This window comes from Bordetella genomosp. 8, from assembly GCF_002119685.1.
Classification (GTDB): domain Bacteria; phylum Pseudomonadota; class Gammaproteobacteria; order Burkholderiales; family Burkholderiaceae_B; genus Bordetella_C.
This window is the reverse complement of sequence record NZ_CP021108.1, coordinates 1,491,454-1,517,827: the sequence shown is the minus strand read 5'-3', so window position 1 is coordinate 1,517,827 and position 26,374 is coordinate 1,491,454. Positions and strand designations below refer to the sequence as shown.

At 67.6% G+C, this 26,374-nt stretch carries 25 protein-coding genes and 1 tRNA gene; 10 read left to right on the top strand and 16 right to left on the bottom strand.

What is annotated here, in order from left to right; all coding sequences use genetic code 11:
* The first annotated feature begins 10 nt into the window (after positions 1 to 10).
* Both CAL12_RS06950 and CAL12_RS06945 read left to right on the top strand, forming a co-directional pair.
* On the top strand, positions 11 to 451 hold the full coding sequence (locus tag CAL12_RS06950) for a GlcG/HbpS family heme-binding protein (RefSeq protein ID WP_086063819.1): 441 nt from the start codon (positions 11 to 13) through the stop codon (positions 449 to 451).
* 2 nt (positions 452 to 453) lie between these two features.
* Complete coding sequence (locus CAL12_RS06945) at positions 454 to 1,227, top strand: TetR/AcrR family transcriptional regulator (RefSeq protein WP_086063818.1); 774 nt, start codon at positions 454 to 456, stop codon at positions 1,225 to 1,227.
* Positions 1,228 to 1,258: 31 nt separating this feature from the next.
* Here CAL12_RS06945 and CAL12_RS06940 read toward each other — a convergent pair whose 3' ends face one another.
* Positions 1,259 to 1,699 carry a hypothetical protein gene (locus CAL12_RS06940; protein WP_086063817.1) on the bottom strand — a complete coding sequence of 147 codons (441 nt, stop codon included), beginning with the start codon at positions 1,697 to 1,699 and terminating at the stop codon, positions 1,259 to 1,261.
* Between the two features lie 125 nt (positions 1,700 to 1,824).
* On the opposite strand from CAL12_RS06940, the gene glgX reads away from it, so the two are divergent.
* Entirely contained in the window at positions 1,825 to 4,014 is a 2,190-nt protein-coding gene (gene glgX / locus CAL12_RS06935) for a glycogen debranching protein GlgX (protein ID WP_086063816.1), read from the top strand.
* Between the two features lie 97 nt (positions 4,015 to 4,111).
* On the opposite strand, the gene CAL12_RS06930 is transcribed toward glgX, so the two are convergent.
* From CAL12_RS06930 to CAL12_RS06915, 4 genes are all read right to left on the bottom strand, one after another.
* Positions 4,112 to 4,294, bottom strand: coding sequence for a CsbD family protein (locus tag CAL12_RS06930; protein ID WP_086063815.1), 183 nt, complete (start codon positions 4,292 to 4,294; stop codon positions 4,112 to 4,114).
* A gap of 46 nt (positions 4,295 to 4,340) precedes the next feature.
* Entirely contained in the window at positions 4,341 to 5,060 is a 720-nt protein-coding gene (gene pdeM / locus CAL12_RS06925) for a ligase-associated DNA damage response endonuclease PdeM (RefSeq protein ID WP_086063814.1), read from the bottom strand.
* Positions 5,029 to 7,635 (bottom strand): ligase-associated DNA damage response DEXH box helicase, encoded by a 2,607-nt coding sequence (locus CAL12_RS06920; protein WP_086063813.1) that lies wholly within the window; start codon positions 7,633 to 7,635, stop codon positions 5,029 to 5,031. Before CAL12_RS06920 ends, pdeM begins: the two co-directional genes overlap by 32 nt.
* Positions 7,636 to 7,767: 132 nt before the next feature.
* Positions 7,768 to 7,844 (bottom strand) — tRNA-Arg (locus CAL12_RS06915).
* A 342-nt stretch (positions 7,845 to 8,186) separates the two neighbouring features.
* On the opposite strand from CAL12_RS06915, the gene CAL12_RS06910 reads away from it, so the two are divergent.
* Complete coding sequence (locus tag CAL12_RS06910) at positions 8,187 to 9,482, top strand: phospholipase A (protein WP_086063812.1); 1,296 nt, start codon at positions 8,187 to 8,189, stop codon at positions 9,480 to 9,482.
* A 36-nt stretch (positions 9,483 to 9,518) separates the two neighbouring features.
* Here the strand turns inward: CAL12_RS06910 and CAL12_RS06905 are convergent, their stop codons facing one another.
* Positions 9,519 to 11,375, bottom strand: coding sequence for a DUF3857 domain-containing transglutaminase family protein (locus CAL12_RS06905; RefSeq protein WP_198298396.1), 1,857 nt, complete (start codon positions 11,373 to 11,375; stop codon positions 9,519 to 9,521).
* A gap of 186 nt (positions 11,376 to 11,561) precedes the next feature.
* Complete coding sequence (locus CAL12_RS06900; protein ID WP_086067722.1) at positions 11,562 to 13,046, bottom strand: MDR family MFS transporter; 1,485 nt, start codon at positions 13,044 to 13,046, stop codon at positions 11,562 to 11,564.
* A 422-nt stretch (positions 13,047 to 13,468) separates the two neighbouring features.
* On the opposite strand from CAL12_RS06900, the gene CAL12_RS06895 reads away from it, so the two are divergent.
* Positions 13,469 to 14,089: a hypothetical protein gene (locus tag CAL12_RS06895; RefSeq protein WP_086063810.1), complete on the top strand. Its 621-nt coding sequence runs from the start codon at positions 13,469 to 13,471 to the stop codon at positions 14,087 to 14,089.
* On the opposite strand, the gene CAL12_RS06890 is transcribed toward CAL12_RS06895, so the two are convergent.
* The 8 genes from CAL12_RS06890 to CAL12_RS06855 all read right to left on the bottom strand — a co-directional run bounded on the left by CAL12_RS06890 (position 14,052) and on the right by CAL12_RS06855 (position 22,008).
* Positions 14,052 to 14,948 carry a dihydrodipicolinate synthase family protein gene (locus CAL12_RS06890; RefSeq protein ID WP_086067721.1) on the bottom strand — a complete coding sequence of 299 codons (897 nt, stop codon included), beginning with the start codon at positions 14,946 to 14,948 and terminating at the stop codon, positions 14,052 to 14,054. The genes CAL12_RS06895 and CAL12_RS06890 overlap by 38 nt on opposite strands.
* Positions 14,949 to 15,013: 65 nt before the next feature.
* On the bottom strand, positions 15,014 to 16,246 hold the full coding sequence (locus CAL12_RS06885; protein WP_086063809.1) for a metal-dependent hydrolase family protein: 1,233 nt from the start codon (positions 16,244 to 16,246) through the stop codon (positions 15,014 to 15,016).
* Positions 16,240 to 17,499, bottom strand: a complete 1,260-nt coding sequence (locus CAL12_RS06880; RefSeq protein ID WP_086063808.1) for an NAD(P)/FAD-dependent oxidoreductase — start codon at positions 17,497 to 17,499, stop codon at positions 16,240 to 16,242. Before CAL12_RS06880 ends, CAL12_RS06885 begins: the two co-directional genes overlap by 7 nt.
* Positions 17,500 to 17,511: 12 nt before the next feature.
* Positions 17,512 to 18,225, bottom strand: coding sequence for an ABC transporter ATP-binding protein (locus tag CAL12_RS06875; protein WP_086063807.1), 714 nt, complete (start codon positions 18,223 to 18,225; stop codon positions 17,512 to 17,514).
* Positions 18,222 to 19,028 (bottom strand): ABC transporter ATP-binding protein, encoded by an 807-nt coding sequence (locus CAL12_RS06870; protein WP_086063806.1) that lies wholly within the window; start codon positions 19,026 to 19,028, stop codon positions 18,222 to 18,224. Before CAL12_RS06870 ends, CAL12_RS06875 begins: the two co-directional genes overlap by 4 nt.
* A complete protein-coding gene (locus tag CAL12_RS06865) occupies positions 19,025 to 19,915 on the bottom strand; it encodes a branched-chain amino acid ABC transporter permease (RefSeq protein WP_086063805.1) in 891 nt (296 codons plus the stop codon). Before CAL12_RS06865 ends, CAL12_RS06870 begins: the two co-directional genes overlap by 4 nt.
* The gene (locus CAL12_RS06860) at positions 19,915 to 20,787 is read right to left on the bottom strand and encodes a branched-chain amino acid ABC transporter permease (protein ID WP_086063804.1); all 873 of its coding nucleotides are present in this window, start codon (positions 20,785 to 20,787) and stop codon (positions 19,915 to 19,917) included. The genes CAL12_RS06865 and CAL12_RS06860 overlap by 1 nt, the downstream gene beginning before the upstream one ends.
* A 9-nt stretch (positions 20,788 to 20,796) precedes the next feature.
* Positions 20,797 to 22,008 (bottom strand): ABC transporter substrate-binding protein, encoded by a 1,212-nt coding sequence (locus CAL12_RS06855; protein WP_086063803.1) that lies wholly within the window; start codon positions 22,006 to 22,008, stop codon positions 20,797 to 20,799.
* Positions 22,009 to 22,205: 197 nt separating this feature from the next.
* On the opposite strand from CAL12_RS06855, the gene CAL12_RS06850 reads away from it, so the two are divergent.
* The 5 genes from CAL12_RS06850 (at position 22,206) to CAL12_RS06830 (ending at position 25,273) form a co-directional block, all read left to right on the top strand.
* Entirely contained in the window at positions 22,206 to 22,895 is a 690-nt protein-coding gene (locus CAL12_RS06850) for a GntR family transcriptional regulator (protein WP_232464726.1), read from the top strand.
* Between the two features lie 131 nt (positions 22,896 to 23,026).
* On the top strand, positions 23,027 to 23,404 hold the full coding sequence (locus CAL12_RS06845; protein WP_086063801.1) for a COG4315 family predicted lipoprotein: 378 nt from the start codon (positions 23,027 to 23,029) through the stop codon (positions 23,402 to 23,404).
* Positions 23,405 to 23,411: 7 nt separating this feature from the next.
* On the top strand, positions 23,412 to 23,930 hold the full coding sequence (locus CAL12_RS06840) for an RNA polymerase sigma factor (protein ID WP_086063800.1): 519 nt from the start codon (positions 23,412 to 23,414) through the stop codon (positions 23,928 to 23,930).
* Entirely contained in the window at positions 23,927 to 24,757 is an 831-nt protein-coding gene (locus tag CAL12_RS06835; protein WP_086063799.1) for an anti-sigma factor family protein, read from the top strand. Before CAL12_RS06840 ends, CAL12_RS06835 begins: the two co-directional genes overlap by 4 nt.
* Before the next feature lie 54 nt (positions 24,758 to 24,811).
* A complete protein-coding gene (locus CAL12_RS06830) occupies positions 24,812 to 25,273 on the top strand; it encodes a GNAT family N-acetyltransferase (RefSeq protein WP_086063798.1) in 462 nt (153 codons plus the stop codon).
* Positions 25,274 to 25,347: 74 nt separating this feature from the next.
* Here the strand turns inward: CAL12_RS06830 and CAL12_RS06825 are convergent, their stop codons facing one another.
* Entirely contained in the window at positions 25,348 to 26,355 is a 1,008-nt protein-coding gene (locus tag CAL12_RS06825) for a 2-hydroxyacid dehydrogenase (RefSeq protein WP_086063797.1), read from the bottom strand.
* Positions 26,356 to 26,374 lie beyond the last annotated feature (19 nt).

Here is a 26,374-nt window from a genome sequence, read left to right as displayed (position 1 = left end):
AGATCGCAGAATGAGCAATGTGCTGCTGGAACAGGCCGACCGCATCGCGGACGAAGCGCTCAGGCAAGGCCGCGAACGAGGCTACGCGCCCTTGACGGTGGCCATCATGGATGCCGGCGGGCATCTGGTGGTGCTGAAGCGTGCCGACAACTCGGGAATCATGCGGCCGCAGCTGGCCATGGCCAAGGCCTGGGGCGTGCTGGGCATGGGCCTGGGCGGCCGCGAACTGGCCCGGCGCTCCCAGGGCGCGCCGGTTTTCTTCGCCGCGCTGAACGCGATCTCCGAAGGCCGTCTGGCCCCCGTGGCCGGCGGCGCGCTGATCCGCGACGCAGCGGGCCATGTGGTCGGCTCCATCGGCATTTCGGGGGATACCTCCGACAATGACGAGCTCTGCCTGATTCCCGCGGTGCAGTCCGCGGGCCTGACGCCTGACACGGGGGATCCGCTGTAAGCATGGTTGCCACGACCAAATCCACACGCGCGGCGCGATCCGCCACGCCAGCGAAGACAGCCTCCCCCCGCGCCGGCAAGCCCGCGCCGGTGGAAAAGAAACCGCGCCTACGCGCGGCCGAACGCCAGCAGCAGATCCTGCACGGCGCCATCCGATATTTTTCCGAAAAGGGCTTCGCCGGTCACACGCGCGAACTCTCCCAGCGCCTGGGTATCACGCAGCCGCTGCTGTACCGGTACTTCAAATCCAAGCAGGACCTGATCGACCAGGTCTATCTGCACGTGTTCATGGGACGCTGGCAGCCGCAATGGGTGGCCCTGCTGCGCGATCGCACGCTGCCGCTGCAGGAAAGACTGGTGCGCTTCTACCGCGAATATGCGCGGGCGACCTACCAGCCCGAATGGATACGCATCTATATGTTCGCCGGCCTGGAAAGCAGCGGCCTGAACCGCCGCTATCTGCAGTTGATCAAGAAGGACCTGCTCGCGCCTTGCTGCCAGGAACTGCGGCATCACTGCGGCGTCGCGGATGACGGGCCGGTGACGGAACAGGAGATCGAGTTCTACTGGACGCTGCACGACGGGCTGTTCTACACCGCCATCCGCGAAACCATCTACCAGTCGCCCATGGAAGTCTCGTTCGACGACAAGGTGCGCTACGCGGTCGAAAACTTCCTGGCGGGCGCGAAGACCGTCTATCCCAGGCTGGTGCGCGAAGCGCGCCAGGAAGACGCCGAGGCCAGGAGCCCCCGGGCCAGGCGGACCGCGCCCGTCTGAAGTCCCTGGCCGCGCCGGCGCGCGGCGTGGTTCAACGGCCGGCCGTCTCCGTCCCGCCAGGCCCGCGCAGCTCGTCCGTGCCGTCGGCCAGGGTCACGAAGACCGGCGCGGCCGACATGGAATGGGTAGAGGCCTCGGCCGCGCTGTCCGGTAATTGCCGGAACAGGCCATCCACGTACAGGAAAGTCAGCTGGCCGGCCAGGTCCTTGAGCGCGCTCGCCAGGTCCGGCAGGTCGCGGCCAACGATGGCGCCCTGATCCAGCCGGTAGCTGTAGCGGCCCTGTTCTTCCAGCAGGTCGCCCACCTCGATCACCTTGCCGGCGGCATTCTGGATATAGATGCGGCCCGCCGTGGCCGACAGGGCGAACTGGTGCGCCGCGGGCGCGCCGTCATCCACCCGTTTGGCATCCATCGGGGATTCGACGCCCAGCTCCATCGCCAGGCCTTGCACGGTGTCTTTCAAGGTGTTCATCGCAGTCTCCATTTGCCGTCCCGCCATGCGGCAATCCGCATTCCCGCGCTGGGCATGAAGCTTGCTTCCTTATCGCGCCGTTTGCTCTTCCATACGCGGCCATCAATTCCCCCCGGAGCATGACCATGACCCACCAGCCACGTATCACCGAAGGCTCGCCATTCCCCCTGGGCGCCACCTGGGACGGCGAAGGCGTGAATTTCGCCCTGTTTTCAGCACACGCCACCCGGGTCGAAGTCTGCCTGTTCGACCCCAAGGGCCAGAAAGAAATCGAACGTATCGAACTCCCCGAATTCACCGACGAGGTCTGGCACGTGCACGTGCGGGGCCTGGAGCCCGGCGCGGTCTACGGCTATCGCGTGTACGGCCCTTACGATCCCGAAAACGGCCATCGCTTCAATCACCACAAGCTGTTGCTCGACCCCTACGCCAAGGCCTATGTGGGCGAGCTCAAGTGGGACCCGGCGGTGTTCGGCTACACCATCGGCAGCGAAGAAGGCGACCTGGGCTTCGACGAAAGGGACAGCGCGCCTTTCATGCCCAAATGCCAGGTAGTGGACCAGCGTTTCAGCTGGGAACATCCGAGCAAGGTCCGCGTGCCGTGGGAAGAAACGATCTTCTACGAGACCCATGTGCGCGGCTACACCAGGCTGCATCCCGCCGTGCCCGAATCGATGCGCGGCACCTTCGAGGGCCTGGGCCAGAAGGCCGTGATCGACCACATCAAGTCCCTCGGCGTCACCTCGGTGGAACTGCTGCCCATCCATGCGTTCGTCAACGACAGCCACTTGCTGGACAAGGGACTGACGAACTACTGGGGTTACAACACCATCGGCTTTTTCGCGCCCGACCCGCGCTATTTCGCGCGCGGCCCCAGCGAGATCACCGAACTGAAGCAGATGATAGACCGCTTCCATGAGGCGAACCTGGAAGTGATCCTGGACGTGGTCTACAACCATACGGCCGAGGGCAGCGAGCTGGGCGCCACCCTGTCCTTCCGCGGCATCGACAACGCCTCATACTATCGGTTGCTACCCGACCAGAAGCGCTACTACATCAACGACACCGGCACGGGCAACACGCTGAACCTGTCGCACCCGCGCGTGCTGCAGATGGTGATGGACAGCCTGCGCTACTGGGTCACCGAGATGAACGTCGATGGCTTCCGCTTCGACCTGGCGACCATCCTGGCACGCGAGCCGGGCGGCTTCGACTATGAAAGCGGTTTCCTGAAGGCTTGCCGCCAGGACCCCATCCTGTCCAGTGTGAAGCTGATCGCCGAACCCTGGGATTGCGGGCCGGGCGGCTACCAGGTCGGCAATTTCCCGCCGGGATGGGCGGAGTGGAACGACCGCTTCCGCGATTGCGTGCGCGCCTACTGGAAGGGCGACGAAGGCATGGTGGCCGATCTGGCTTCCTGCCTGACCGCGTCCGGCGACAAGTTCAACCACAACGGGCGGCGCCCGTGGGCCAGCGTGAACTTCATCACCGCCCACGACGGCTTCACCCTGCACGACCTGGTTTCCTACAACGACAAGCACAACGACGCCAACGGAGAAGACAACCGCGACGGCCATTCGGACAACCGTTCCTGGAACTGCGGCGCGGAAGGTCCGACGGACGACCCGGACATCCGTACGCTGCGCGAACGGCAGAAGCGCAATATGCTGGCGACGCTGCTGTTTTCGCAGGGCACGCCCATGATCGTGGCGGGCGACGAATTCGGGCGCACCCAGAACGGCAACAACAATGCCTATTGCCAGGACAACGAGATCAGCTGGGTAAACTGGAATATCGACGAGGAAGGCCAGGCGCTGATGGAATTCACGCGCAAGCTGACCACCCTGCGGCACACCCTTCCGGTGTTGCGGCGCGGCCGTTTCCTGACGGGCGACTACCACGAGGAACTTGACGTCACCGACGTACGTTGGATCAGTCCGGCCGGCGTGGATATCGCTGACGACCAGTGGTCGGATCCGGGCATGCGGTGCTTCGGCCTGATCATCGACGGCCGCGCGCGCGCCACTGGCATCCGCCGCCCCGCTTCCGACGCCACCTTGATGCTGGTGCTCAACGCGCACCACGACGTCGTCGATTTCACCGTGCCGGAAATCCCGGGCAGCGACCAGTGGACCTGCATGATCGATACCAACGCGCCCGTGCGGACGGAGTTGCCCAGCTTCGGATCGGGCGATGTCTACCAGGTCACTGGCCGTTCGCTGCTGCTGTTCACCTTGCAAACCAAGGGGCAGACGGGCCGCGTGCTGGAAAACCTGGAAGAAAAGCTGGTCGACGAGGAGCCGGCCAAGTCCTGAGCCCACGTCCCAGGCTCAACGAAAAAGGGCGGCCTGGTGGCCGCCCTGCTCTCACCGCGGCGGCGAGGCCGCGGTGCCTTGCCCTTAGGGCTCGCCTTTAAGGCTGATCGTTCTTCTTGATGTCTTCGCGCACGTCGCCGGCCGCCTTTTGGGCCTTGCCCAGGCCTTGCTGGACGTCGCCCTTCAGTTCCTGGCTCTTGTTGCCAGTCGCCTTGCCGACCGTCTCGTTGACCTTGCCCTTCACTTGTTCGGCAACACCCTTCACTTGGTCCTTGTTCATCGCTCTACTCCTACAAAGAACGCCGGAATTGGCGCATGTGTACAGTTCAGCAAGGGGCATGCCCAGCAGCACCAGGAGGGAACGCCCGGGAATCGTCCAGTCCCAACGGAAGAGCATTTCCTTCCACGCAGGCAACCAAGGCCTGGCCTTGCCCCGCATCCACCGCATGGCCGCCGGTGAATTCGGAAAACGCCGGCAACACCGTCACACGGTCACGTAGCCAGAACGCCGGCCACGCGCGCGGTACGCCCGGCACGCGCGCCTTGGGATGCACGTGTCCGGCGATCACGTGGCGGCCGCGGGCATCGCGATCGGGCAGATGCCGGAACAGGAAAGGGCCGTCGGCGTGGGCGTCGCCCAGCTGCCGTATATCCAGCGCGGCGCCGGACAGGGCGCGGTCGTGGTTGCCGATGACGGCCGCGACGTCCAGGTCCGCATGGGCCTGGCGCCATTGCGCCCAGGCGTCACGCCAGGCGGCGTGCGAGGCCGGCCCGTGCAGCACGTCGCCGACGATCCACAGTTCGCGCGCATCCACGCGCGCGAGCAGCCGCGTCAGCCGCAGCAGATCGTCGCCAGTGGCGCCGCTCGGCACGGCGATGCCGGCCTGGCGGAATACATTCCCTTTGCCCAGGTGCAGGTCCGCGATGACCAGGCGCCGCCGCGCGGGCCAATGCAGGGCCCGCTCGCCCAGCAGGACCACCGGTTCGCCCGCCAGCGTCAGGGCGTAGCCGTCGTCAGGCGATGCTTGCCCGGGCGACGCGTTCATAGCGCTTCTCCAGTTGCGCGGCCGCGCGCTTGACGCGCGCCTGCCAGGTTTCGGTACTGAGCTGGCCGCGCAGGCTCTCCATCCACAAAGGGAAAGACAGCGGGCTGAACGCGCCCGGATTCCGCAGCACCAGGGTGCGATCCTCGCAATCGCGCAGGGTGGCCCGCAGCCGCGGGGCTTCCAGCTGGATGTCGAAGACCTCGCGCTCGGCCTGCGCCAGCAGCAGATGGTCCGGATCGTAGCGCCGCAACACGTCATACAGCAGCCCGCTGGACGCCTGGACCTGACGCAGCGAACGCAGCTCCCTGCCGGGAAACGACGGCGTCAGCAGGCCGGCGACGCGGGCGATTTCGCGAAACTGCCGGCGCGCCAGCTCGCCCAGGTTCACGCCTTCGCTCAGATCGGCCTCCATGCCTTCGACACGCAGCAAGCGCCGCAACAGGGACTCGTCCAGTTCCGCCGGCTCGGCCAGTGTCAGCATCAGGCCATAGTCGTTGACGGTATAGGAAAAGGTGTTGGCCCGCAGCCTGCCCCATCGCAGCGCCATCATCGCCGCCAGGCCTTCGTGCACGAAACGGCCGGCAAAGGGATAGAGAAAAAGATGCATGCCTTTACGCGAACCCACCTGCTCGGCCACCAGGCGGCCACGCCCGGGCAGCGCGCCGATGTGGCGCAGGATGCGCAGCAAGGGTTCGGCGGCGCGCATTTCCGGCGCGGCGGGTTCGGCCTTATTCCCTGCTTCATTCGCGCCCTTGCTCCTGGCCTCGCCGTTGGCCTTTTCTTCGGCCTCGTCGTCTGCCTGTCCATACAAGGCTTCCACTTCGTGCGCGAGCTGCGTGGACAAGGGCATGCGGCCACCCAGCCAGGTCGCCACGGGGCCGTCGCCGCCCTTGGCCCGCCGCACGTACGCGGTCATTCCTTCCAGCCGCGCGAGTTGCAGCGTGCGGCCGGCGAACTGGAAACGGTCGCCGGGACGCAGCCGCGCCAGGAAGCCCTCTTCCACCGAGCCCAGGCTGCCGCCGCGCAGATACTTGACGGCGACCGCGCCGTCGGCGGTGATGGTGCCGATGGACAGCCGATGGCGCAGCGCGATGCGGCGATCGTGCACGCGGTATGTGCCGTCTTCGTCGATGTCGACCCGGCGGAACTCAGGGTAGCTGCCCAAGGCGCGGCCGCCCTGCACGATGAAATCCAGCACGGCCTGCCAGGTGGCGGCATCCAGGTCGGCATAGGCATGGGTATCGCGGACTTCACGATACAGGTCGTGGGCTTGGAAACCGCCGCCCAGGGCCAGCGTCACGGCATGCTGCGCCAGCACGTCCAGGCTGCCGCGCGGCGGCGGACGCGACTCGATTTCACCGCGTTCGATCGCCTGGCGGGCGGCGGCATACTCGATCAGGTCCAGCGCCTGCGCCGGCACGCAGACCACCTGGCCGGATTCGCCCGGCCGATGCCTGGCCCGGCCCGCGCGCTGCATCAGCCGTGCGACGCCCTTGGGACTGCCGACCTGCAGGACCTGGTCCACCGCCGGGAAGTCCACGCCCAGGTCCAGGCTGGAAGTCGCCACCACGCAGCGTATGCGGCCTTCGCGCAGGCCATGTTCGGTGCCGGCCCGCAGGCGCGCGTCCAGCGAACCATGATGCAACGCCAGCGTGGACGGATCTTCCGGCCAGATGGACTCCAATGCACGGTGCCACAGTTCGGCCTGCGCGCGCGTGTTGGTGAACAGCAGGCTGGCGCGTACGTCGAATAGGCGCTTGAACACTCGCGGCAACTGCGACAGGCCAAGATAGCCAGCCCAGGGCAAGCCGCCATCGCGCGGCGGCAGCAGCGTGGAGATGCGTATACGTCGCGGGCGGGCGCCGGCCACCAGCGCGCTGGGCGTCGCATGCGGCAACAGCACGGCGCGCGCTTCGTCCAGGTTGCCCAGGGTCGCCGACAGGCCCCAGATGCGCACGCCTGGCGACAGGCGGCGCAGCCGCGCCAGGCATAGCTGCAGCAGCACGCCCCGCTTGTTTCCCAACAGCTCGTGCCACTCGTCCACTACGATGCAGCGCAAGGCCTTGAAGCGCGGGGCGGTGTCGGCGTACGACAGCAGCAGGGCCAGCGACTCGGGCGTGATGATAAGAACGTCTGCCTTTCCTTGCCGCGCCAGGCGCTTGTCGCGCGCGCTGGCGTCGCCGGTGCGCAGCGCCACCGTCCACGGAAGCTGCACGGCCTGGGTGATTTCGGTCAGGGCGCGCGAAGTGTCGGCGGCCAGCGCGCGCAGCGGCGTGACCCACAGCACCTTGGGACCGTCGCCCAAGGCCTGCCGTGTTCCAGGCCTGTTGACGGACGCATCGGCGGACGCATCGGCGGGCGCGTCGGCAGGCGTATTGGCCAGCGCTTCCAGCAAGGGCCCGCCGAATGCAGCCAGGGTCTTGCCGCTGCCCGTGGGCGTGTGCAGCAGGCCCGACTCACCGTCCAGGTAGCGATGCCAGGTCTCGCGCTGGAAGGGTGCGGACTTCCATCCGCGCTCGGCGAACCATTGCTCCAGGCGAGCTTCCGTCCGGCGCGCGGCCGCGTGTCGTTCCATGCCTGGCGTCTCCCTCATCGTGATGCCGCCGCCCCTGTGCGGGCGGGCGCTCGGGGGCAGGCCGCCGGCACGCAAGCCGACGGGTCGGCCGCCGTAGGGCAAATGGCATACCTGCCGAGGAGATGGGCCGATTGGCCCGCCCTACACGATTCGAACGTGTGACCGCTCGCTTAGAAGGCGAGTGCTCTATCCAACTGAGCTAAGGGCGGAGAAGAATCTGGCGGGGAGAAAGTCGCCAGGTCTGGGTGCCGGTTCGCGGCGCCGCGATTTTACCCTGTATGGCCGGAGGTCCCGACGGCAGGAACGTGGAACAGGACCGATCCCTGTCGCGCGAAAGACGCAGTGTGTAATCCATTATCCGCCGGCGGTAACCAGTCGTACGAGTACCCCCACAGGGTCAGGCAGCATGAAAGCACGTGGGAGGCCAGCTATTGCGCCGCAGCAAGCATCAGGCACATAACCCTGCTCCGCAATGACATTACAGGTTGTTTCAATAGACCCCAAGTGCGATGCTAGAGTGCAACGACTGCAAATCCCTGGCCATTGCTACCATGCCTCGTACCGTCCACTCCTTCCTTACGCGGCACCTGGGCGTCATCGCCGCCCTGTTTGCATCGACCGTCACCGGCGCGGCGCATGCCGGCATCAGCTACAAGCTGGATCGCGCGTCGGCGGCGCCCGGCGGCACCGTGCATATCCAGGCCGTGTACTTCAACGACAGCGAAGCGGGCGGCCGCTGGCAACCGCCCCGCAGCCTGGTGCTGCAGTGGCGCTCGCCGTCCGGCGCCGTGGTGCGCAGCCTGGCGCAGGCCGATAGCGACGACCTGGACATCAATGTACCGGTCAACAACTTCGCCCGCATGTCCTGGACAGCGGTGGTGCCGACCACCGCGACCGGCCTGCAGGCGGTTTCCATCGAAGGCGAGCCCGCCCTGATGGCGCTGGACGCCAGCGGCATCGGCGCCATCGCCGGCAAGCCGGCCGACGTTCCGGTGGTGGATGCGCGCACCGGCAAACCCCTGCCTCCGGCGGAGGTCGAAGCCACCGGCGTGTCGCCGACCGCCGGCCCCGCGCCGACCCAGGTTGCCGTCGCCACGGACGCCAACGCGACCGGCAATCCGGCCTTCGATCGCCTGCGCGCCGGGCTGTCGGAATACGAGCCCACCTATTTCGACCTGCGTACCCGCGATCGCACCACGGCCAAATTCCAATTCAGCTTCAAGTACCGGCTGTTCACGCCGGATCGCGGCGAGCAGCCGGGTTTCCTCGATCATTTGTACCTGGCCTACACGCAGACCTCGGTGTGGGACCTGCAGGGCGACTCGCGGCCTTTCATCGACACCACCTTCAACCCCAGCCTGTTCTGGCTGTCGGACAAGGTGTGGCAGTCCAAGAGCAACGACTGGAGCCTGGGCCTGGCCAGCGGCGTCGAGCATGCATCGAACGGCAAGGCCGGCGACGACTCGCGTTCGGTCAACGACGCCTTCGTGCAACCCGCCCTGAATTACCGCTTCGAAGGCGGAAGCACGTTGACCTTCGCGCCGCGCATCAAGGGCTACTTCGCCCTGGGTGACGAAAACCGCGACTACACGGATTACACCGGCTGGGTCGATTACCACCTGCGCTGGGCGCAGGACAACGGCCTGGTCGCATCGGTCATGTATCGCCAGGGCGACAGCGCGCGGCGCACCACCCAGCTGGACCTGGCGTGGCCATTGAAGCGCACCTTCCTGAACATGAACGGCTACCTGCACCTGCAGTACTTCAACGGCTATGGCGACACGCTGCTGGCCTACAACCAACGGCAACGTTCGCAGATCGGCATCGGCTTGTCCCTGGTTCCCTGATGGCCTGATGGCCTGACATGCCGGCGCGCGCCGGCATCAAGGCGCCGGACGATAGACCAGCACCGAACGCAGCGCGTCGATGTAGGCATACAGCAGGGTTTCCACCGCGGGGTACGCGTCGGCCGGATAGATGTCCGCGTCGACCCGCAGGTGGCGGGTCACCGTGATTCCGTCCGCCTCCCGCACGTGGCGCGCGGTCATTTGCCCGGCGGGCGTCGCCACGTCGACGTCGGCCGGCAAATGCTCCACCACCGCGCCAGCCGGCAGGCGTATCCGATAGATCCACGTGTAGTCGCGCGCGCCCATCATCAGGGGAAAATGGCGCCTGCCGTCGCGTGCAAGATAGGCGCGCATGTCACCGTGAGGCGTCATGTCTATCCCCAGCGGCACGGTCATATAAGTGGACGGAGAAGCGCGCACCACGCCATGGGGGCTGCGCCAGCGCCCGGACAGCGTCAGCGGCCGCGACAGGTCGCGCGGGTCGCTGGCATGCAGGGACCCGAAACCGCCTTCGGGCGTGGGTGCGAGCAACCGGCCGCCCAGCGCGTCCGGCGATCCGCCGCTGGCGACGGCGCTACGCAGCAGCGATTCCAGGCGGGGCGATGCGGTCGTCGCGTTGGCGCCGGAGACCGTGCCGTCGGCCGCGATCGACACGTCCGCTTCCATGCGGAAGCGATTCTGCGCCGGCGTCGACGCCGGCGTACGCCGCACCTCGCCCTGCGGGCTGGCGATGACGACCAGCTTGTCGGAAAGCTGGATATCCAGCGCACCGAGCGCGGCGTAGGGATCGGTGGTATTGCCGTAGACGTCGAAGTCCGGCAGATACACCAGGGCATGATTGAACGACGCGCCGGACCACAAGGGCAGCGGCTGCATGCGGTTGTCCCAGTTCACCAGCACGGCTTCCGCGCGTATCCCGATGGCCGACAGCAGGGCCTGCATCAGCACCACGTGATCCTTGCAATCGCCATAGCCGTTCCGCAGCACCGTGGCGGCGTCATGCGGCACGAGGTCGTCTGCCGGATCCAGGTACACCGCCACGTAGCGGATATGCGACGCCACCCAATCGTGCATGGCGCGAGCGGCGTCCAGGCCTTGCGCGGTGCCCGCGACCTGGCGGGCCAGCGCGGCGATCTCGGGCGTGACGACGGCCTTGCCGGCACTGCGGCTGGCATAGATGGCGCCGATCTCCTCGTAGCCCGACAACGTCGACGCGACGAATCCGGGGCCGACATCGATGGCGGAAACCATGTACGGTTCGGGCGGCGGCGCCGCCTCGACATTCGCCGAAGCGGTGATTACGCGCGTATCGCCTTCCAGGCTTTCCGCGGTGGTGAAGCCGCCGCGCTGCCGATAGGCCAGCGGCAGGCTGGCGGGCGCCTCGATGCGGACTTCCACCGCCGTGTGGGATTCCAGCCCCAGCAGCACGTTGGCATTGAAACCGAAGATCCGCGGCGTCTTGATGGTATGGCGCCACTTGCTGTGGACCACGCTGCCGGTCTGTACCTGCGGGAACACGACGGTGGTGGTCTGCGTCGCGACGAAACCCGGCGCGTTGCGCGCGGCGGCGCTGGGCCGCGTGTAGATGCTGGCCTGCGGCACGTCGATACGCGTGCCGTCGGGGTGCTCGATCCAGGCCTCCAGCACTTCCAGGCTTTCGTCGGCGGGATCGAAGTCGAAAAACGCGGTGCCGGCCTCGGCTGCCATGCCGGCATTGGCCAGCCGCGTTTCGACGGTGAGGATTTCGGTGTAGCGCTTGTCGGCCTGCACCGTATATTCATAGCGCGCGTAGTGCCGCTGGCCGGGCGCGATCCCCGCGATGGCGGCGGCCGGCAGGATGCAGGCAAGCAGGGCAAAGGCCAGCACGGCTGGCCGCTGTCGCGACGGTCGCAAATCGATCTCCCCAGGGTCGCACCGCCGTGCAGTCCCGCACGAGCGGATGGCGCACGATTGTCCCATGGGAAGTGTCAGGCCGCACGCCACACGCCACACACCGCACACCGCACACCGCACGCCACACGACGCGCTTGCCGCGCCGCTCGGTGGCCGAACCGCTCCGTGGCTCGGCCGCCCGGCGGCTCAGTCGCCGATGGGCGTGTGCGCGGCCAGGCCGCTGCGCAGCTCCAGGTCGGGCATGCGGCGCACCACCAGCAGGGACAGCAGCGCGATCCCCGCGCCGAAGGCGAAGATATCGCGGAAGGTCGATGCCACGCCATCCATCAGGACCAGCTTGGCCGAGGCCGGCAGCTGCGACAGCACATCGCTGCCATGGCGCAGCGCGCCCAGGTCGATCTGCTGGTGGATGCCGGCGGCGGCCAGCGAACCCGCGAAGCCCAGGCCCAACAGCGTGCCGGCCAAAGCGCTGCCGAACGCGCTGCCCATGGAGCGCAGCACCAGCACCGAGCCGGTGCCCGCGCCGATATCGCGCGGATCCAGCGCATTCTGCACGACCATGATGGTCGCGACCATGCAGGAACCCAGCCCGACGCCTGTCAGCAAGGTGGCCGCCAGTACCGCGGCCAGCGGCGTCGTGGGCCCCATGAAGGCGAGCAGCGCGAGCCCGATGGCGCCGCCGATGAAGCCGGCCGACAGGATGCCCCGCATGCGCCCGGTGCGGCGCGCGAGATTGCTGCTGATGATGTTGCCCAGCACGTTGGACAGCAGGAAAGGGGTGACGAACAAGCCCGATTCCGACGCGCTGTTGCCGCGCACCAGTTGGAAATATAGGGGTAGCGCGAAGATGCACATGAAGATCGCGAGCGCACCCAGGGACGACGCGGCCACGCCGCAGGTGAAGGTGCGGTTGCGGAACATGCGCGGCGGCAGCAGCGGATCGGCCGCGCGGCGTTCCTGCCAGACCAGCGCGGCCAGGGTCGCCACGCTCAACGCGAGCAGCCCGAGGATCTCCGGCGACAGCCAGCCATAGCTGGCGCCGCCCCAGCTCAGGGCCAGCAGGCATGACACGATGGTCGAGGCCAGCAGCAGCGACCCCAGGATGTCCAGGCGGATCTTGCCACCGCGCGGCTTGAGCATGCGCAGGCCGCGATTGCACGAATACATGGCGATCAGGCCCAGGGGCAGGTTCAGCCAGAACAGCCAGCGCCAGGACAGGTGCTCGGATACGTAGCCGCCCACCAGCGGACCGGCAATCGACGCCACGCCCCAGACCGCCGCCAGATAGCCCTGGTAGCGGCCGCGCTGGCGTGGGGCCACCACGTCGGCGATGGCGGCCTGCGCCAGGGACATCAGGCCGCCGCCGCCCAGGCCCTGCAAGGCGCGGAACAGGATCAACTGATCCAGGGTCTGGGCCATTGCGCACATGGCCGACGTGACGATGAACAGGCCGATGGAAACCGTCAACAGTTGGCGGCGCCCGTAGATGTCGGACAGCTTGCCGTAGATCGGCGTGGTGACCGTGGCGGCGATCAGATAGGCGGCGACGATCCAGGAAAGATGGTCGAAGCCGTTCAGATCCGCGGCGATGGCCGGCACGGCGGGAATGACGACGGTCTGGTCCAGCGCCGCGAGCAGGATGCAGAGCACGATGCCGCCGATCACGCGCATGATCTCGCGGTGGGTCAGGCTGGACGGATGGGAATTGGAGGTGGAACGTGAAGCGAACGTGCCGGTGGGCGTGGACATGATGCTGCGAGGCGGGACGGAAGACAGCCGTCGGACGGCGACGGCAAAACGGGGACGGCGTTGAAGTCTTATATAAGTTATAGATATTAATACATATGACTTGATTCTTTCGCGAGCCTGCCCTGCCCTCCCAGGCGACCCCCCCTGTCAAAGCGCCCGCCTGTCGGGCCACCTGCCTCGCCACGCCGCCTGCCTCGCCAAGTCACAGCGGGTCCGGCCACGGCGGGGGCGTCGATTGGTCCGACAAGTTCCGAAGTCGCGGAACCGGCCTTGGCGCTTGCCTACCTACCCCCCTCGCGCCGCGCCTGGCACGGCAACGCAGATGGTCCCAAGGAAGGCAAGCCATGCAGCTCCCCTCTTACAAACCCGCCGCGGGTACCAGCGGTGTCCGGCAAGCCGCGGAAAGCGGCCACGTCGAAGTCGTCCGCACCATCACCGACGCGCTGGCCTGGGACGAAGCCATCGTCGGCTATTACAGCCATCTGGCCATCACCCTGCCGCAGTATGCGGAGCTGCACGCGCCGGTGGCGGCCGGCAGTCCCGGCCACCACGCGATCCGCGAGCAACTCATCGCGCTGGCGACGAAAGCGGCCTCCCTGCTTCGCGACGCCGGCAAGGGCGCCGGCAAGGGCGCCTGTGACGACGCCGACAGCGCGGGCCGGTTGCGGCTGGGACTCATGCACCGGCTGGCCTGCGACACGCTGGAAGCCCACGAACGCGCCTACTTCTACAGCAGGACATTCAAGGAGACCTTCGAGGAAAAAGTCGCGCGCGCCGACCTGGCGCGCCCGGAGGATGGCGAAAAGGCGCGGCAGGAGCTGCACGTCATCTGCTACCTGCTGGGCGACCCGTCGGCCTTCGTGCTTTACACGGCGGCCACCAAGGTGCTGCGGGACTTTTCCGGCTGCGCCCCGCACCTCGCCCGCGTCATGCCGCCTTCAGCGCGGCCAACGTTTCCTGGATGATGGCCAGCGTGCTTTCGCGTTCCGCGCCGGTCAAAGGCAGGCGCGGTTCGCGCACCGTTTCCGAGTAACCCGCCGTGACGCTTTCCGCCAGCTTGATGTACTGCACCAGCTTGACGTGCGTATCCAGGTGGAACAGCTTGATCAGCTTGCGATACAGCACGCGGGCGCGCTCATAGTCGCCCTTGACCGCCAGGTCCAGCAGTTGCACGGATTCCCTGGGCAAGGCGTTGGCCATGCCCGACACCCAGCCCTTGACGCCCAGGGCGACGCTTTCCAGCACCAGGTCGTCCACGCCGCAGAACACCGTATAGCGGTCGCCCAGGCGGGCGTAGATGTCGGTGACGCGCGTGGTGTCGTAGGTCTCTTCCTTGATGCATGCCAGCGTGGGCTCGTCGGCCAGCTGCTCCAGCAGCTGGGGCGTCATATCGACCCCATAGCCGCGCGGATTGTTGTAGACCATGATGGGCAGCCCGCTGCTGCGCGCGACGCCGCGGTAGAACGCCATGGTTTCGGCCGCATCCGACTTGTAGGTCAAGGCCGGAAACACCATCAGGCCGTCGACGCCGATGCGCTCCGCTTCCTTGGCATAGCGGCCCGCGGACGCCGTGGTGGTTTCCGCCAGGCCGGAGACGATAGGTACGCGGCCCTTGATGGTTTCCTTGGCGATCCGCAGCACCGTGAGTTTTTCCTCGGGTGCCAGGGACGCGTTTTCGCCGACCATGCCCATCATCACCACGCCGCCCACACCACTGTCCAGCAGACGCTCCAGGCCCGCCGCAATAGCGTCGTGGTCCAGGGATTGGTCCGCCTTCATCTTGGTGGTGACGGCGGGAAAGACGCCAGCCCAATTAACTTTCATGATTTTCATCCGATAGAAGAAATGGAAGTCGCTCGCGGCGGCAGCCCGCCGCGGCATGAGAACCTTCAGCGCAAATGCACCGGCTTGCCAGCCTTCATGACCATGGACAGGTGCTCGCCCTGTCCGCCCAGCAGGGAAATATCCGCGACGGGATCACCATCGACGATCAACAGGTCGGCATAGGCGTCCGGCGCCACCACCCCCAGCCTGTCCTTCTGCCCCACGATCTCGGCCCCGACCTGCGTGGCCTGGCAGATCACCTCGAAATTGCTCAATACCTGCGAACGGATACGCAGCTCATCGCTCTGGAACGTGTGCATCTCGCCCAGCAGGTCCGACCCCAGGCCCATGCGCACGCCATGGCGCTTGAAGATCTCCAGCGATTGCAGGCCCTGCAGGCGCACGTCGTCGATCTTGGCCACGGCCTCCGGCGGCACGCCGAACTGCGCGCCGACCTTGTGCAGGGCATCGTAGGTCACCAGGGTGGGCACCGCGAAAGCGCCGTGCTCGGCCATGGCGGCCGCCGCGTCGTCGTCGACCAGGTTGCCGTGCTCGATGGTGCGCACGCCCAGCTTGACCGCGCGCGCGATCGCCTTTCCGGTATAGGCGTGCGCCATCACATAGGTCTGGTGCGAGGCGGCTTCCTCCACGATGGCGGCGACCTCGTCGCGCGAATACTGCAGGTTGCCGATGGGGTCGGTGGGCGATGCCACGCCGCCGGAAGCCATGATCTTGATGTGCGTCGCGCCCGCGCGCATTTCCTCGCGCACGGCCTTGCGCACCGCATCGACGCCGTCCACCACGCGGGCGATGGCGCCCAGGTTGCGGTGGCAGGGACAGGGGTCCGGATCGCTCAGGTCTATCCGTTCGCGGAAATCGCCGTGGCCGCCGGTCTGCGACAGCGCCTTGCCGGCGATGAACAGGCGCGGGCCATCGATCAGGCCGTCTTCCACCGCGCGGCGCAAGGCGTAATCCGCGCCACCGGCATCGCGCACGGTGGTGAAACCACGGCGCAGCATGGCGGCCAGGATGGGCACGGCGCGCAGCGTGGCGAACGCCGCCGGCATGCGCGCATTGGTGCCCAGGTTCGCCATCGAGGCGACCACGTGCACGTGGCAATCGATCATGCCCGGCATCAGCGTGCGGCCGGCCACGTCGATGACCTGGTCGTTGCTGCCTGCCTGCACCGGCCGCGACGACACCTCGCGGATGCGGTCGCCTTCCACGACGACGTCGTAGGAGCCGTCGTCGTCTTCGTGATACGCGTCCAGGACGCGCGCGTTCTTCAGAATCAGCATAGCGGGTTCGCCTTGTTGAAGCGGGAAATCGAATAGGGTCGCAGGTCGATGCGAGGGTCGTCGTCCGCAAGCAGGTCGCCGACGATGGCGCCGGTCGTGGCTGCCTGCGTCAAGCCGAGATGGCCATGGCCGAAGGCGTACAACACGCGATCCGACGCCGGCGACGCGCCGATGACCGGCAGCGAGTCCGGCGTGGCGGGGCGATGGCCCATCCATCGGCGCGCGTCGCGCTCGTCCATGCCGGGCAGATAGCGCCGTGCCAGCGCCAGCAGCGCATCGCTGCGGCGATAGTTGGGCGCCGCGTCCAGGCCGGCGAATTCGGCCGCGCCGCCAATGCGCAGGCCGATCGCCAGCGGCGTCGCGACGAACTTGCGTTCGGCGAAGATGACCTCGCGGTCGAGCATTCCCGTCGCGGCGGGCAGCGTCGTGTTGTAGCCGCGTTCGCTTTCCAGCAGCACGCGGTCGCCGACGGATCGCGCCAGGGCGCCCGACCACGCGCCGGCGGCGACGACGACACGGTCCGCCGCATGGCGGCGGCCATCGCGGCCCAGTGCGGCCGGACGGCCCGGATCGTCGAGCGCCAGGGCGGCGACGTCGGCCGTCACCAGCTGGCCGCCATCCTGCCGGATGCGTTCGCGCAAGGCCCGCACGATGTTCAGCGGATCGTCCACGTGGGCCCAGTCCTCCAGCATGATCGCGTGGCGGAATACCGGCGCCAGCGCGGGCTCCAGCTGGCGCAGTTCGTCGGCGGACACGGGACGCCAGCGCACGCCCAGTTCGCGCTTCCAGGCCCATTCCCCGGCATCCGCCGCATAGGCCGCATCGGTCTCGTAGACCGTCAGCGCGCCGCGGCGGTGCAGCTGGCTCGCCAGGCCCAGGTCGTCCAGCAGGGGCGCCAGGTCGGCCAGTGCGCGGTCGTTCAGCGCGGCCAGCGCTCGCGAAATACGGCGGAAGTGTTCTGGCCGGCCGACCTGGTTGAATACGCGCAGCCACGGCAGCAGCCGCGGCGCATGGGACAGGCGGATGGCCAGCGGCCCCAGCGGGTCCAGCAGCCAGCGGGCGGCCTTCAGGCTGAATCCCGACACCGCGATCGGTGTCGATTCGCTGACGGCGATGCCGCCGGCATTACCGTGGGAGGCGCGGTCTCCTTCGAAATCGCGGTCCAACAGGGTGACACGCCAGCCCGCTTGCTGCGCGCGCCGCGCGCAGGCCAGCCCGATCACGCCCGCGCCGACGACGACAAGTTCCTTCATGCTCTTTCCGTTCTACGCATCGTGTTTGCCCAGGAAAAGGTCGGCCGCGCGCGGATCGTCGAGCAGATCCCGGGCGGCGCCTTCCATGGCCACCGCGCCCTGGTCGATGATGTAGCCGCGCTGGCTGACCGCGAGCGACTGGCGGGCGCGCTGTTCCACCATCAGCACCGTGGTGCCGGCGGCCGGCAGCGCCTGTACGTAGGCAAAGATCTCGTCCACGCGCGCCGGCGAAAGCGCCGCCGTCGGCTCGTCGAGCAGCAGCATATCCGGTTCGCGCATCAACGCCCGGGCGAACGCCAGTTGCTGCCGCTCGCCGCCGGACAAGGTGCCGGCCGCGCGGCGGCGGTGGCGCACGAGCGCGGGAAAGAGCTGGTACATCGCGTCCGCCCGCGCCCGCGGACGCTTGACGCCCTGCACCACCAGCAGGTTTTCGTGGACGGTCAAGGAGCCGAACACGTTGGCGACCTGCGGGACGTAGCCGATGCCGCGGTCCAGGCGCGACTCCACGCTCAAGGCGGCGATGTCGCGGTCGCGCAGGACGACCTGTCCCGAGGTGCGGGGCAGCAGGCCCATCACGGCCTTGATGATGGTCGACTTGCCGGCGCCGTTGGTGCCGGCAATGGTCACGATCTCGCCGGGCAGCACGTGCAGGGAAATGCCCTTCAGGATATCGGTGTCGCCGTAGCCGCCACGCAGGTCGGCCAGCCGTAGCACGGAGCTGGTCATGGCGCCTCCGTGGTCACGGGCGCCAGCGCGCCCATATAGGCGGCACGCACGCGTGGATCCGCCAGCACCTGTTCGGGATGCCCGTGCGCCAGCAGGCGCCCGCCATCCAGCACGTACAGGTCGGACACCAGGCGATTCAGCGCCATCAGGTTGTGCTCGATGATCAGGAAACCTATGCCTCGCTCGGCGTTGATCTCGCGGATACGCTGCGAGATTTCTTCGATCAATACCGGATTGACGCCCGCGTAGGGTTCATCCAGCAGGATGAACCGGGGCTCGGACATCAGCGCGCGGCCCAACTCCAGCAGTTTCTTCTGGCCGCCGGAAAGGCCGCCGGCCGGCTTGTCCGCCACCGCGTTCAGCTTGAGGAAGTCCAGGATATGCTGCGCGCGGTCGGCGATCTCGGCCTCGGCGCGGCGCACGCGGCCAGGGGCGAAAAACAAGGGCAGCAAGGATTCGCCGGGCTGGTCGCGCGGCCCGACCATCAGGTTCTGCCGCACCGTCAGGTGGGTGAATTCGCGCGGGATCTGGAAGGTCCGGCCCAGGCCCAGGCGCGCCCGCGCCGCCGGTCCCGCGCCGCGCAGCACCGCGCCGCCGAAGCTGACCGTGCCGGCGGACGGTGGGAGAAAACCGCTCAGCACGGCAAAGAAAGTGCTCTTGCCGGCGCCATTGGGGCCGATCATGCCGTGCAGCCCGTCCAGGCTCATGGAAAGGGTCACATCGTCCAGCACCTGGAAATCGCCGTACGACAACGATATGCCCGCGGTCGCCAGGCTGGCCTCGTTCGGTGCCAAGGCTGTCATCGCGCTCCCCTGGCGCCGAACAGGCCTTGCGGCCGCCAGCGCATGAACAGGATCAGGATCAAGCCCACCACGCCCAGCTGCACGCTGCCCATGTCGGCATCCGATACGCCGGGAATGATGCCGCGGGTGAAGCGCACGCCTTCCAGGAACAGCACCAGCAGCACGGCGCCCGCCACGCTGCCCGACAGGCGCGCGACGCCGCCCATGATGATGGCCATCCAGACATAGAAGGTGATCAGCGGGACGAACTGGTCGGGGACGATATACGTCATGTAATGCGCGAAATAGGCGCCCGCCAGCCCGGACAGCGCCGCGCCCAGCATCAGCACCTGGGTCTTGAAGCGGGCCGGCTCCTTGCCGAGCACGCGCACCGCCGTTTCGTCGTCGCGCACCGCCTGTATGGTGCGGCCGTAGGGACTGTGCGTCACCCGGCGCAGCAGCGCCACCGCCACGACGATGGACAAGGCCAGCAGCCCCAGCAACAGGCTGTCGCTGAAGCGCGCGTCGCCCCAGCCGGCGCCCAGGCGCGGCACGCCGGGGACGCCCTGCACGCCATTGGTCAGCCATTGTTCCTGCACCAGCACCAGCCGGACGATTTCGGAAAAGCCCAAGGTCACGATGGCCAGGTAATCGTCGCGCAGCCGCAAGGCCACGCGTCCCAGCGGCCAGGCCAGGAGAGCCGCGACGAGCATGGCGGCGGGAAAGGAAAGCAGCGGCGTCCATCCCGCTTTCAAGGTCAGGAGCGCCGACGTGTAGGCGCCCACGCCGAAGAAGCCGGCCAGCCCGAAGTTGATCAGGCCGGTGAACCCGTATTGAAGGTCCAGGGCCAGCGCCAGGAGCATGTAGATGCCCATGATCACCAGGATGGACAGCAGATAGGTCAACATCAGCGCACTCCCACCGGCCGGTTGAACAGCCCCTGCGGACGCAGCAGCAGCACGATCATCATGAACACGTAGCCCAGCGCGATCTTGTAGACGAAGCCCACGAACGGTGTGGACAGCTCCTGCAGCACGCCCAGCAGCAGCGCGCCCATGACAGCCCCGACCGGATTGCCCAGGCCACCCACCACCGCGGCCGCGAAGGCCGGCAGCAACAGGTTCCAGCCGGCATCCGGATAGACCACGGTGCGCATGCCGGTCACGGTGCCCGCGATGCCGCAGACCAGCCCGGCGATGGTCCACATGGCCAGCATGCAGCGTTCGCGCCGGATGCCGCTGACCCGCGCCAGGTCGGGATCGTCGGCGATGGCGCGCAGCGATCGGCCCAGCGGCGTCGCATACAGCATGAAGAACACCAGCGCCAGCGTCACCAGGGTCAGGGCCGCCAGATTGAGGTCGGCCGGCGCGATGGACACGTCGCCGAAGCGCCAGGCGCGATCCAGGGGCATGTCGAAGGCGCGTGGATCGTGGCCGAACGCCACGCCCAGCACGGCGCGGATGACGAAGCCCACGCCGATGGACGTCAGCAGCAATGTGATGACCGACCGGCGAATCACCGGCCTGAATGCGAGCAGATAGGCCAACACCGAAGCCGCCGCGCCGCCGATGGCGCCCGCCAGCCCGGCGACGACCAGGGAACCACTCAGATGATGCGCCGCCAGGCCCGCGTAGCCGCCCACCGCGACGAAGTCGCCCGTCGCCGCATTGGGAAAGCGGGCCAGCCCGTAGACCAGCGTCAGGGCCAGGGCCGGAAGGGCGATGATCAGCCCTTCCACCAGCCCGTTGATGACCAGATTGATGTAATCCGCGTACGACACGCCGCGGCCTTAGAGCTTGACCACGTACTTGCGCACCAGCTTGCCGTTTTCGACGAAGGACGCAGCGAAGTCCGGCGTGACGTCGTTGTACTGGTCGAAGTTCAGGGCACTGGAGGCGCCGACATAGGTAATGCGCTTGCCTGCCTCCAGCAGCTTCTTGCCGTCGGCGAAGCTGTACACGACCTCGCCGCCGGGCGTGCCCATCTCATGCACTTTCTTGGCCAGCTCCGGACCGGTCGCCTTTGGACCCAGGGCCTGCACGGCCAGCGCCAGGATGATGGCCTGGTCGTAGGCCATCGGGGCATAGACATTGCCCGCCACGTCCACGCCTTCCTTGCCCAGCGCGTCGCGCACGTGGACATAGTTGGGCGCGTTTTCGTTGCTGACGGATTCCACCGAAATCACGCCTTCGGTCACCTTGGGTCCCAAGGCCTTGATCAGATCCGCATTGGCGGCCCAGCCCGGAATGATCCAATGCGTGTCGATGCCGGTCTGGTACCACTCGCGCAGCAGGATGGTGGTGTCGGCCAGGTACGAGCCCGTCACGATCACGTCGGGCTTGGCGCGCAGCACGGACTGCAGCTCGGAGCGGTAGGACGGCCGGTTGGGCTCGTACACCACGCTGGCGACCACCTTGCCGCCGGCGGCCTTCCAGGCTTGCGTGAACCCTTCGGTGTTGCCGATGCCCGATGCGTTGTTGAACGCCATGGTAGCCGGCTGCTTGTAGCCCTGCCGCTCGGCGATCTTGGCGAAGGCCTGGCCGAAACGGCCGTTGGTGGCCTGGAAGCGGAAGCCCAGGCGCTTGGGGTTGGCGTCCGCGCTGAGCGCCGGCGCGCCCGAGGCATGCATCAAGGGGATGTTGGCCTCGTTGGTGAGCGGAATCACGGCCAGCGACTCGCCGGAGCTCCAGCACCCCATAATGGCGCGCACCTTGTCGACCTCGATCATTTTCTTGGCGCCGGTCACGGCTGCCTGCGGCGCGGTCTGGGTGTCTTCCGCCACGACGCGGAATTGCGCGCCCTGCGCGCCGCCGGCCGCGTTGATTTCCTTGGCGGCCAATTGAATGGCCTTGACCATGCCCGGTCCGTAAGGCGCGCCGGACCCGGTCAGGGGGCTGAGCGCGCCCACCACGAAATCGGTGGATTGTGCCCAGGCCGGCAGGCCCAGGCTGCTGGCCACGGCGGCGACCAGGGTTGCTGCGACGAAATGACGGCGATTCATGGAAAGCTCACTCCAAGGGCACGAAGGCGCGGCTGCGCCGCACACGGCCCCAGGAGGGCCACCGTGGCGAACCGCCAACAGAAACCCGCATGAGACCGTCAGTTAGATTGGATCCAATATCCTGGATACGGACCCCATGCTAAACTGCGCGCTATCCCAGGGTCAACAAGATCAGTCCTAGGGTTTACGTGAGAGCCATGAACCATCCGCCCTCCCCCCCTGGGGATACCAAGCTCGTGCGGCGCACGACGGTCGACCTGGTGCTGGATGCCCTGCGCCAGCAGATCCTGTCGGGACATCTGCGTCCCGGCGCGCCCCTGCGCCAGGAAGCGCTGGCGGACGAACTCGGGGTCAGCAGGATCCCCGTGCGGGAGGCCATCCGCCGCCTGGAAGCCGAAGGCCTGGTCGCGGTGCATGCCCACCGCGGCGCCTATGTCTGCGGCATCTCGGCCGGCGACGTGGTGGAAACCTTCGAACTGCGCCTGCAGATCGAACCCTGGTTGTTCGGCGAGGCCATCCGCGCGGGTGGCGGCGGGCGGCTGGACGCGGCGCGCGCGGCGCTGGAGGCGACCCGCCACGCCGACGCGGCCGACTGGGGCCGGGTCAACTGGCGCCTGCACGAAGCCCTGTACCTTCCCGCCCGGCGCGACCTGGCCATGAACGTCCTGCGCCAGTTGCACGACCGCGGGGACCGTTACCTGCGCTTCCAGGTCGTCAACGTGCCGCTGCGCCAGCAGGCGCACGCCGAGCACCTGGAATTGATTGAACACGCCGAAAAGGGCGATATCAAGGGCGCGGTGGACGCGCTGCGCGCGCATATCAAGGTAGCCCTGGAGCAAGTGGTGGACGTCGTCGCCGAGCTGACGCAGGCGGCGCCGGCCAAGTGATGGCGGCCAGCGGGAGTAAGCTGGACAGGCACGCGCCGGCCCATTGGAACAACCCGATGGAACAACCCGATGGAATAAATCGGGCCCCTGCCGTGTTGCACTCCCATGCAAACCCACCACACGGAGGTCTTATGGTTCGCAACTTCACGCTTTCCGCCCTGGGCGCCGCCGCCCTGCTGGTCGCCACCGGCGCCGTCGCCGCCCCCCCGGCCAAGACCAGCAATGGCGTCCTCGTCGGCGAAAAAGGCATGACGCTGTACACGTTCGACAAAGACACCGCCAATTCCGGCAAGAGCGTCTGCAACGATAAGTGCGCCACCAACTGGCCGCCGCTGATGGCTCCGGCCAGCGCCAAGGCCGAAGGCCAGTGGACGGTCGTCACCCGTGACGACGGCTCCAAGCAATGGGCCTACAAGGGCCAACCGGTGTACTACTGGACCAAGGACAAGGCCGCCGGCGACAAGACCGGCGACGGCGTCGGCGGCGTCTGGCACGCGGCTAAGCCCTAATAAGGCCATGGCATCGGGTTCGGGCGTGGAGCAGATCCTCGCCCACATTCCGTCGCTGCGCCGCTATGCCCGCCTGCTGGCGGGCGACGCGGCCAGCGCGGACGACCTGGTGCAGGACACGCTGGAACGCGCCTGCGCCAAATGGTCGCTGTGGAAGCCGGGAACCGCCCTGCGCGCCTGGCTGATGACCCTGATGCACAACCTGTACCTGAACCGGGTGCGCGATTGGCGCCATGACGACAATCACGACACCTGGGACGAAGATACCGATCTGGCGCACGAGCCCATGGCGCATGCGCCGGAAATGCTCGACCTGGAGCGCGCGCTGGCGCGCCTGACCCCCACGCTGCGCACCGTGCTGCTGCTGGTGACCGTGGAGGAATACACCTATGCCGAGGCCGCCGACATCCTGCAGGTGCCCGTGGGCACGGTCATGTCGCGGCTGCACCGCGCGCGGGAAGCCGTGCGCGCCGCCATGGCCGGACCGGAAGAGGCGGCCGCCCCCTTGCATCTAGTGAAGCGATGATGGAAACCGACGCCCCTGTCTCCGATGACGATCTGCACGCCTTCGTCGACGGCCAGCTGGACGCGTCCCGGGTCGCGGCGGTGTTGCAGCATCTGAGACGCCATCCCGACGCCGCGGTGCGCGTCGCGCATTGGCACGCCCAGCGCTTCGCGCTGCGCCGCCTGCATCACGCAAGCGATATCGGCCCGGCCCCGGCCGCGCTCGCCGAGACGGTGTTGCGCCACAGCCGCCGGCGCTGGAATCCCTGGATCCAGGCATGCGCCGCCATGCTGCTGGTGGTCGTGGGGGCGGCCGGCATGCGCGCATGGCAGCTTGGCATGGGCCCCATCGACGGCAGGACCGCCGCCACGGCCACCGCATCCGCCACGCCGCAGTTCGTACGCGACGCCGCGGCGGCGTACGCGGTGTTCTCTCCTGAAGTACGGCATCCCGTCGAAGTCGGCGCGCAGGAAGAAGCGCATCTCGTGCAATGGCTGAGCCGGCGCCTGGGCCGTCCGCTGGCCGCGCCGGTACTGCAGGACCGCGGCTTCCGCTTGCTGGGCGGCCGGCTGCTATCCGGCGAGGGCGTCGCGCAGGACACGGCGAAGGTCGCGGCGGCGCGCGCGCAGTTCATGTATGAGGATGAGCGCGGACGCCGCGTCACGCTGTACGTCGCGGTCTTCCCCGCTGGCGTGGCGCCCCGGGAAACCGCTTTCCGCTCGGTCCGGTCGGCCAGCGGCACCGCCTTCTACTGGGTGGAGAACGGCTACGCCTTGAACGGCGACCTGCCGCCGGACCAATTGCAGGGCCTGGCCAGCGACGTGTACGATCAGCTGTTTCCGCGCTAGGCAGGCCGCGCCGGCCACCTGGGCGGCATCGCAACGTCCTTCCGGCGAGCGTTCATGCCACTCACCATCCGACCCATAGACCCGCGTGACGAAGCGCGGTGGCGCGTCCTGTGGGACGCCTACACACGCTTCTACGAGCGCGAGCCCGACGAGGCCGTGACCCGCCATACCTGGGCGCGCATACTGGACCCCGCCGCCCCCGTGCACGCCATCGTCGCTGAAGACCCGGCCGGACACGTCATCGGCATTGCCAACTATCTGCTGCACGAAAACACATCGACCCTGACACCGGTGTGCTATCTGCAAGACCTGTTCGTCGACCCCGACGTACGCGCCCAGGGTACCGGCAAGCTGTTGATCGACTGGCTGGTGGACCAGATGAAGGCGCGCCGATGGTCCCGGTTGTACTGGCAGACGCGGGAGAACAATTACCGGGCGCGCGGACTCTACGACAAGTACACCGAGCACAGCGGTTTCATCCGGTACGTCCTGGTCAACGAGGACATCCAGGCATAGCGGGACGCTTCGGGACGCGATGACGCCCCCCCGCGGCTGCCTTGGCCAGGTGCGGCCGGCCAGGTGCGGCCGGCCTAGGCGACCGGCGTCAGGGGACGCCGCCTTTCGAACCATCCATCCAGGTTGGCCATGACCAGGTCCGCCATGGCCTGGCGGGTTTCCACCGTGCTGCTGCCGATATGCGGCGACAGCACGACCTGGTCCATCGCGCACAGCGCCTCCGGGACCTCCGGCTCGTTCTCGAAAACGTCCAGGCCGGCCCCGCCCAACCGCCCTTCCCGCAGCGCGCAGACCAGCGCATCCTGGTCCACCACGCTGCCACGCGCGACGTTCACCAGTATGCCTTGCGGGCCCAGGGCGTCGAGCACGCCGGCATCGACCACGCGCTGCGTGCCGGAACCGCCCGGGACGGCAAGCACCATGACGTCGCTGGCCCGCGCCAGGGCATGGATATCCTCGCAGTACATGAAGTGCGCAGGCACGTCCCTGCGCGGCGTACGGTTGTGATACGCGATATCCATGCCGAAGGCTTCGGCACGGCGCGCGATCTGGCGGCCGATATTGCCCAATCCCAGAATGCCGCAACGCCGGCCGCCGAGCTTGCGGCCCATCGGCGGCGTTTCGCTGCGCCAGCGTCCCGCGCGCACGAAGCGATCGAGTTCGCAGATGCGCCGCGACACGGCCAGCATCAGGGCCAGCGCGGTGTCGGCCACGCAATCGTCCAGCACGCCCGGCGTATTGGTCACCACCACGTCGTGCTCACGCGCGGCCTCCATGTCGATGGGATCGATCCCCACGCCGAAGCTGACGATGGCTTCCAGCGCCGGCAAGGACTCGATCATGGTCCTCGTGGCGCCGTAGCGGCCGCTGGTGGCGATGCCGCGTATGGAAGCGCCATGGGCCTTCAGGAATGCCGCCGTGTCGGCGATCTCCCACCAGCGATGCACACGATACTTCGCCTCGATGCGCTGCATGAGCTCGGGCAGCAAGGGCCCGGCGATGAGGATTTCGGCGGGCGCGCCATCGGCGCCGTCCTTGCGGCTATCGGCATCGTGGTTCACGGCATCTGTAGCGGTAGGCATGTCTCGTTTCGCATGTGGG

Excerpts from the sequence above, each read along its gene's own strand:
- CAL12_RS06950 (WP_086063819.1), top strand. The coding sequence starts at position 11 with ATGAGCAATGTGCTGCTGGAACAGGCCGACCGCATCGCGGACGAAGCG.
- CAL12_RS06945 (WP_086063818.1), top strand. The coding sequence starts at position 454 with ATGGTTGCCACGACCAAATCCACACGCGCGGCGCGATCCGCCACGCCA.
- CAL12_RS06940 (WP_086063817.1), bottom strand. The coding sequence starts at position 1,699 with ATGAACACCTTGAAAGACACCGTGCAAGGCCTGGCGATGGAGCTGGGC.
- glgX (WP_086063816.1), top strand. The coding sequence starts at position 1,825 with ATGACCCACCAGCCACGTATCACCGAAGGCTCGCCATTCCCCCTGGGC.
- CAL12_RS06930 (WP_086063815.1), bottom strand. The coding sequence starts at position 4,294 with ATGAACAAGGACCAAGTGAAGGGTGTTGCCGAACAAGTGAAGGGCAAG.
- pdeM (WP_086063814.1), bottom strand. The coding sequence starts at position 5,060 with ATGAACGCGTCGCCCGGGCAAGCATCGCCTGACGACGGCTACGCCCTG.
- CAL12_RS06920 (WP_086063813.1), bottom strand. The coding sequence starts at position 7,635 with ATGGAACGACACGCGGCCGCGCGCCGGACGGAAGCTCGCCTGGAGCAA.
- CAL12_RS06910 (WP_086063812.1), top strand. The coding sequence starts at position 8,187 with ATGCCTCGTACCGTCCACTCCTTCCTTACGCGGCACCTGGGCGTCATC.
- CAL12_RS06900 (WP_086067722.1), bottom strand. The coding sequence starts at position 13,046 with ATGCGCGTGATCGGCGGCATCGTGCTCTGCATCCTGCTCGCGGCGCTG.
- CAL12_RS06895 (WP_086063810.1), top strand. The coding sequence starts at position 13,469 with ATGCAGCTCCCCTCTTACAAACCCGCCGCGGGTACCAGCGGTGTCCGG.
- CAL12_RS06890 (WP_086067721.1), bottom strand. The coding sequence starts at position 14,948 with ATGAAAGTTAATTGGGCTGGCGTCTTTCCCGCCGTCACCACCAAGATG.
- CAL12_RS06885 (WP_086063809.1), bottom strand. The coding sequence starts at position 16,246 with ATGCTGATTCTGAAGAACGCGCGCGTCCTGGACGCGTATCACGAAGAC.
- CAL12_RS06880 (WP_086063808.1), bottom strand. The coding sequence starts at position 17,499 with ATGAAGGAACTTGTCGTCGTCGGCGCGGGCGTGATCGGGCTGGCCTGC.
- CAL12_RS06875 (WP_086063807.1), bottom strand. The coding sequence starts at position 18,225 with ATGACCAGCTCCGTGCTACGGCTGGCCGACCTGCGTGGCGGCTACGGC.
- CAL12_RS06870 (WP_086063806.1), bottom strand. The coding sequence starts at position 19,028 with ATGACAGCCTTGGCACCGAACGAGGCCAGCCTGGCGACCGCGGGCATA.
- CAL12_RS06865 (WP_086063805.1), bottom strand. The coding sequence starts at position 19,915 with ATGTTGACCTATCTGCTGTCCATCCTGGTGATCATGGGCATCTACATG.
- CAL12_RS06855 (WP_086063803.1), bottom strand. The coding sequence starts at position 22,008 with ATGAATCGCCGTCATTTCGTCGCAGCAACCCTGGTCGCCGCCGTGGCC.
- CAL12_RS06850 (WP_232464726.1), top strand. The coding sequence starts at position 22,206 with ATGAACCATCCGCCCTCCCCCCCTGGGGATACCAAGCTCGTGCGGCGC.
- CAL12_RS06845 (WP_086063801.1), top strand. The coding sequence starts at position 23,027 with ATGGTTCGCAACTTCACGCTTTCCGCCCTGGGCGCCGCCGCCCTGCTG.
- CAL12_RS06840 (WP_086063800.1), top strand. The coding sequence starts at position 23,412 with ATGGCATCGGGTTCGGGCGTGGAGCAGATCCTCGCCCACATTCCGTCG.
- CAL12_RS06835 (WP_086063799.1), top strand. The coding sequence starts at position 23,927 with ATGATGGAAACCGACGCCCCTGTCTCCGATGACGATCTGCACGCCTTC.
- CAL12_RS06830 (WP_086063798.1), top strand. The coding sequence starts at position 24,812 with ATGCCACTCACCATCCGACCCATAGACCCGCGTGACGAAGCGCGGTGG.
- CAL12_RS06825 (WP_086063797.1), bottom strand. The coding sequence starts at position 26,355 with ATGCCTACCGCTACAGATGCCGTGAACCACGATGCCGATAGCCGCAAG.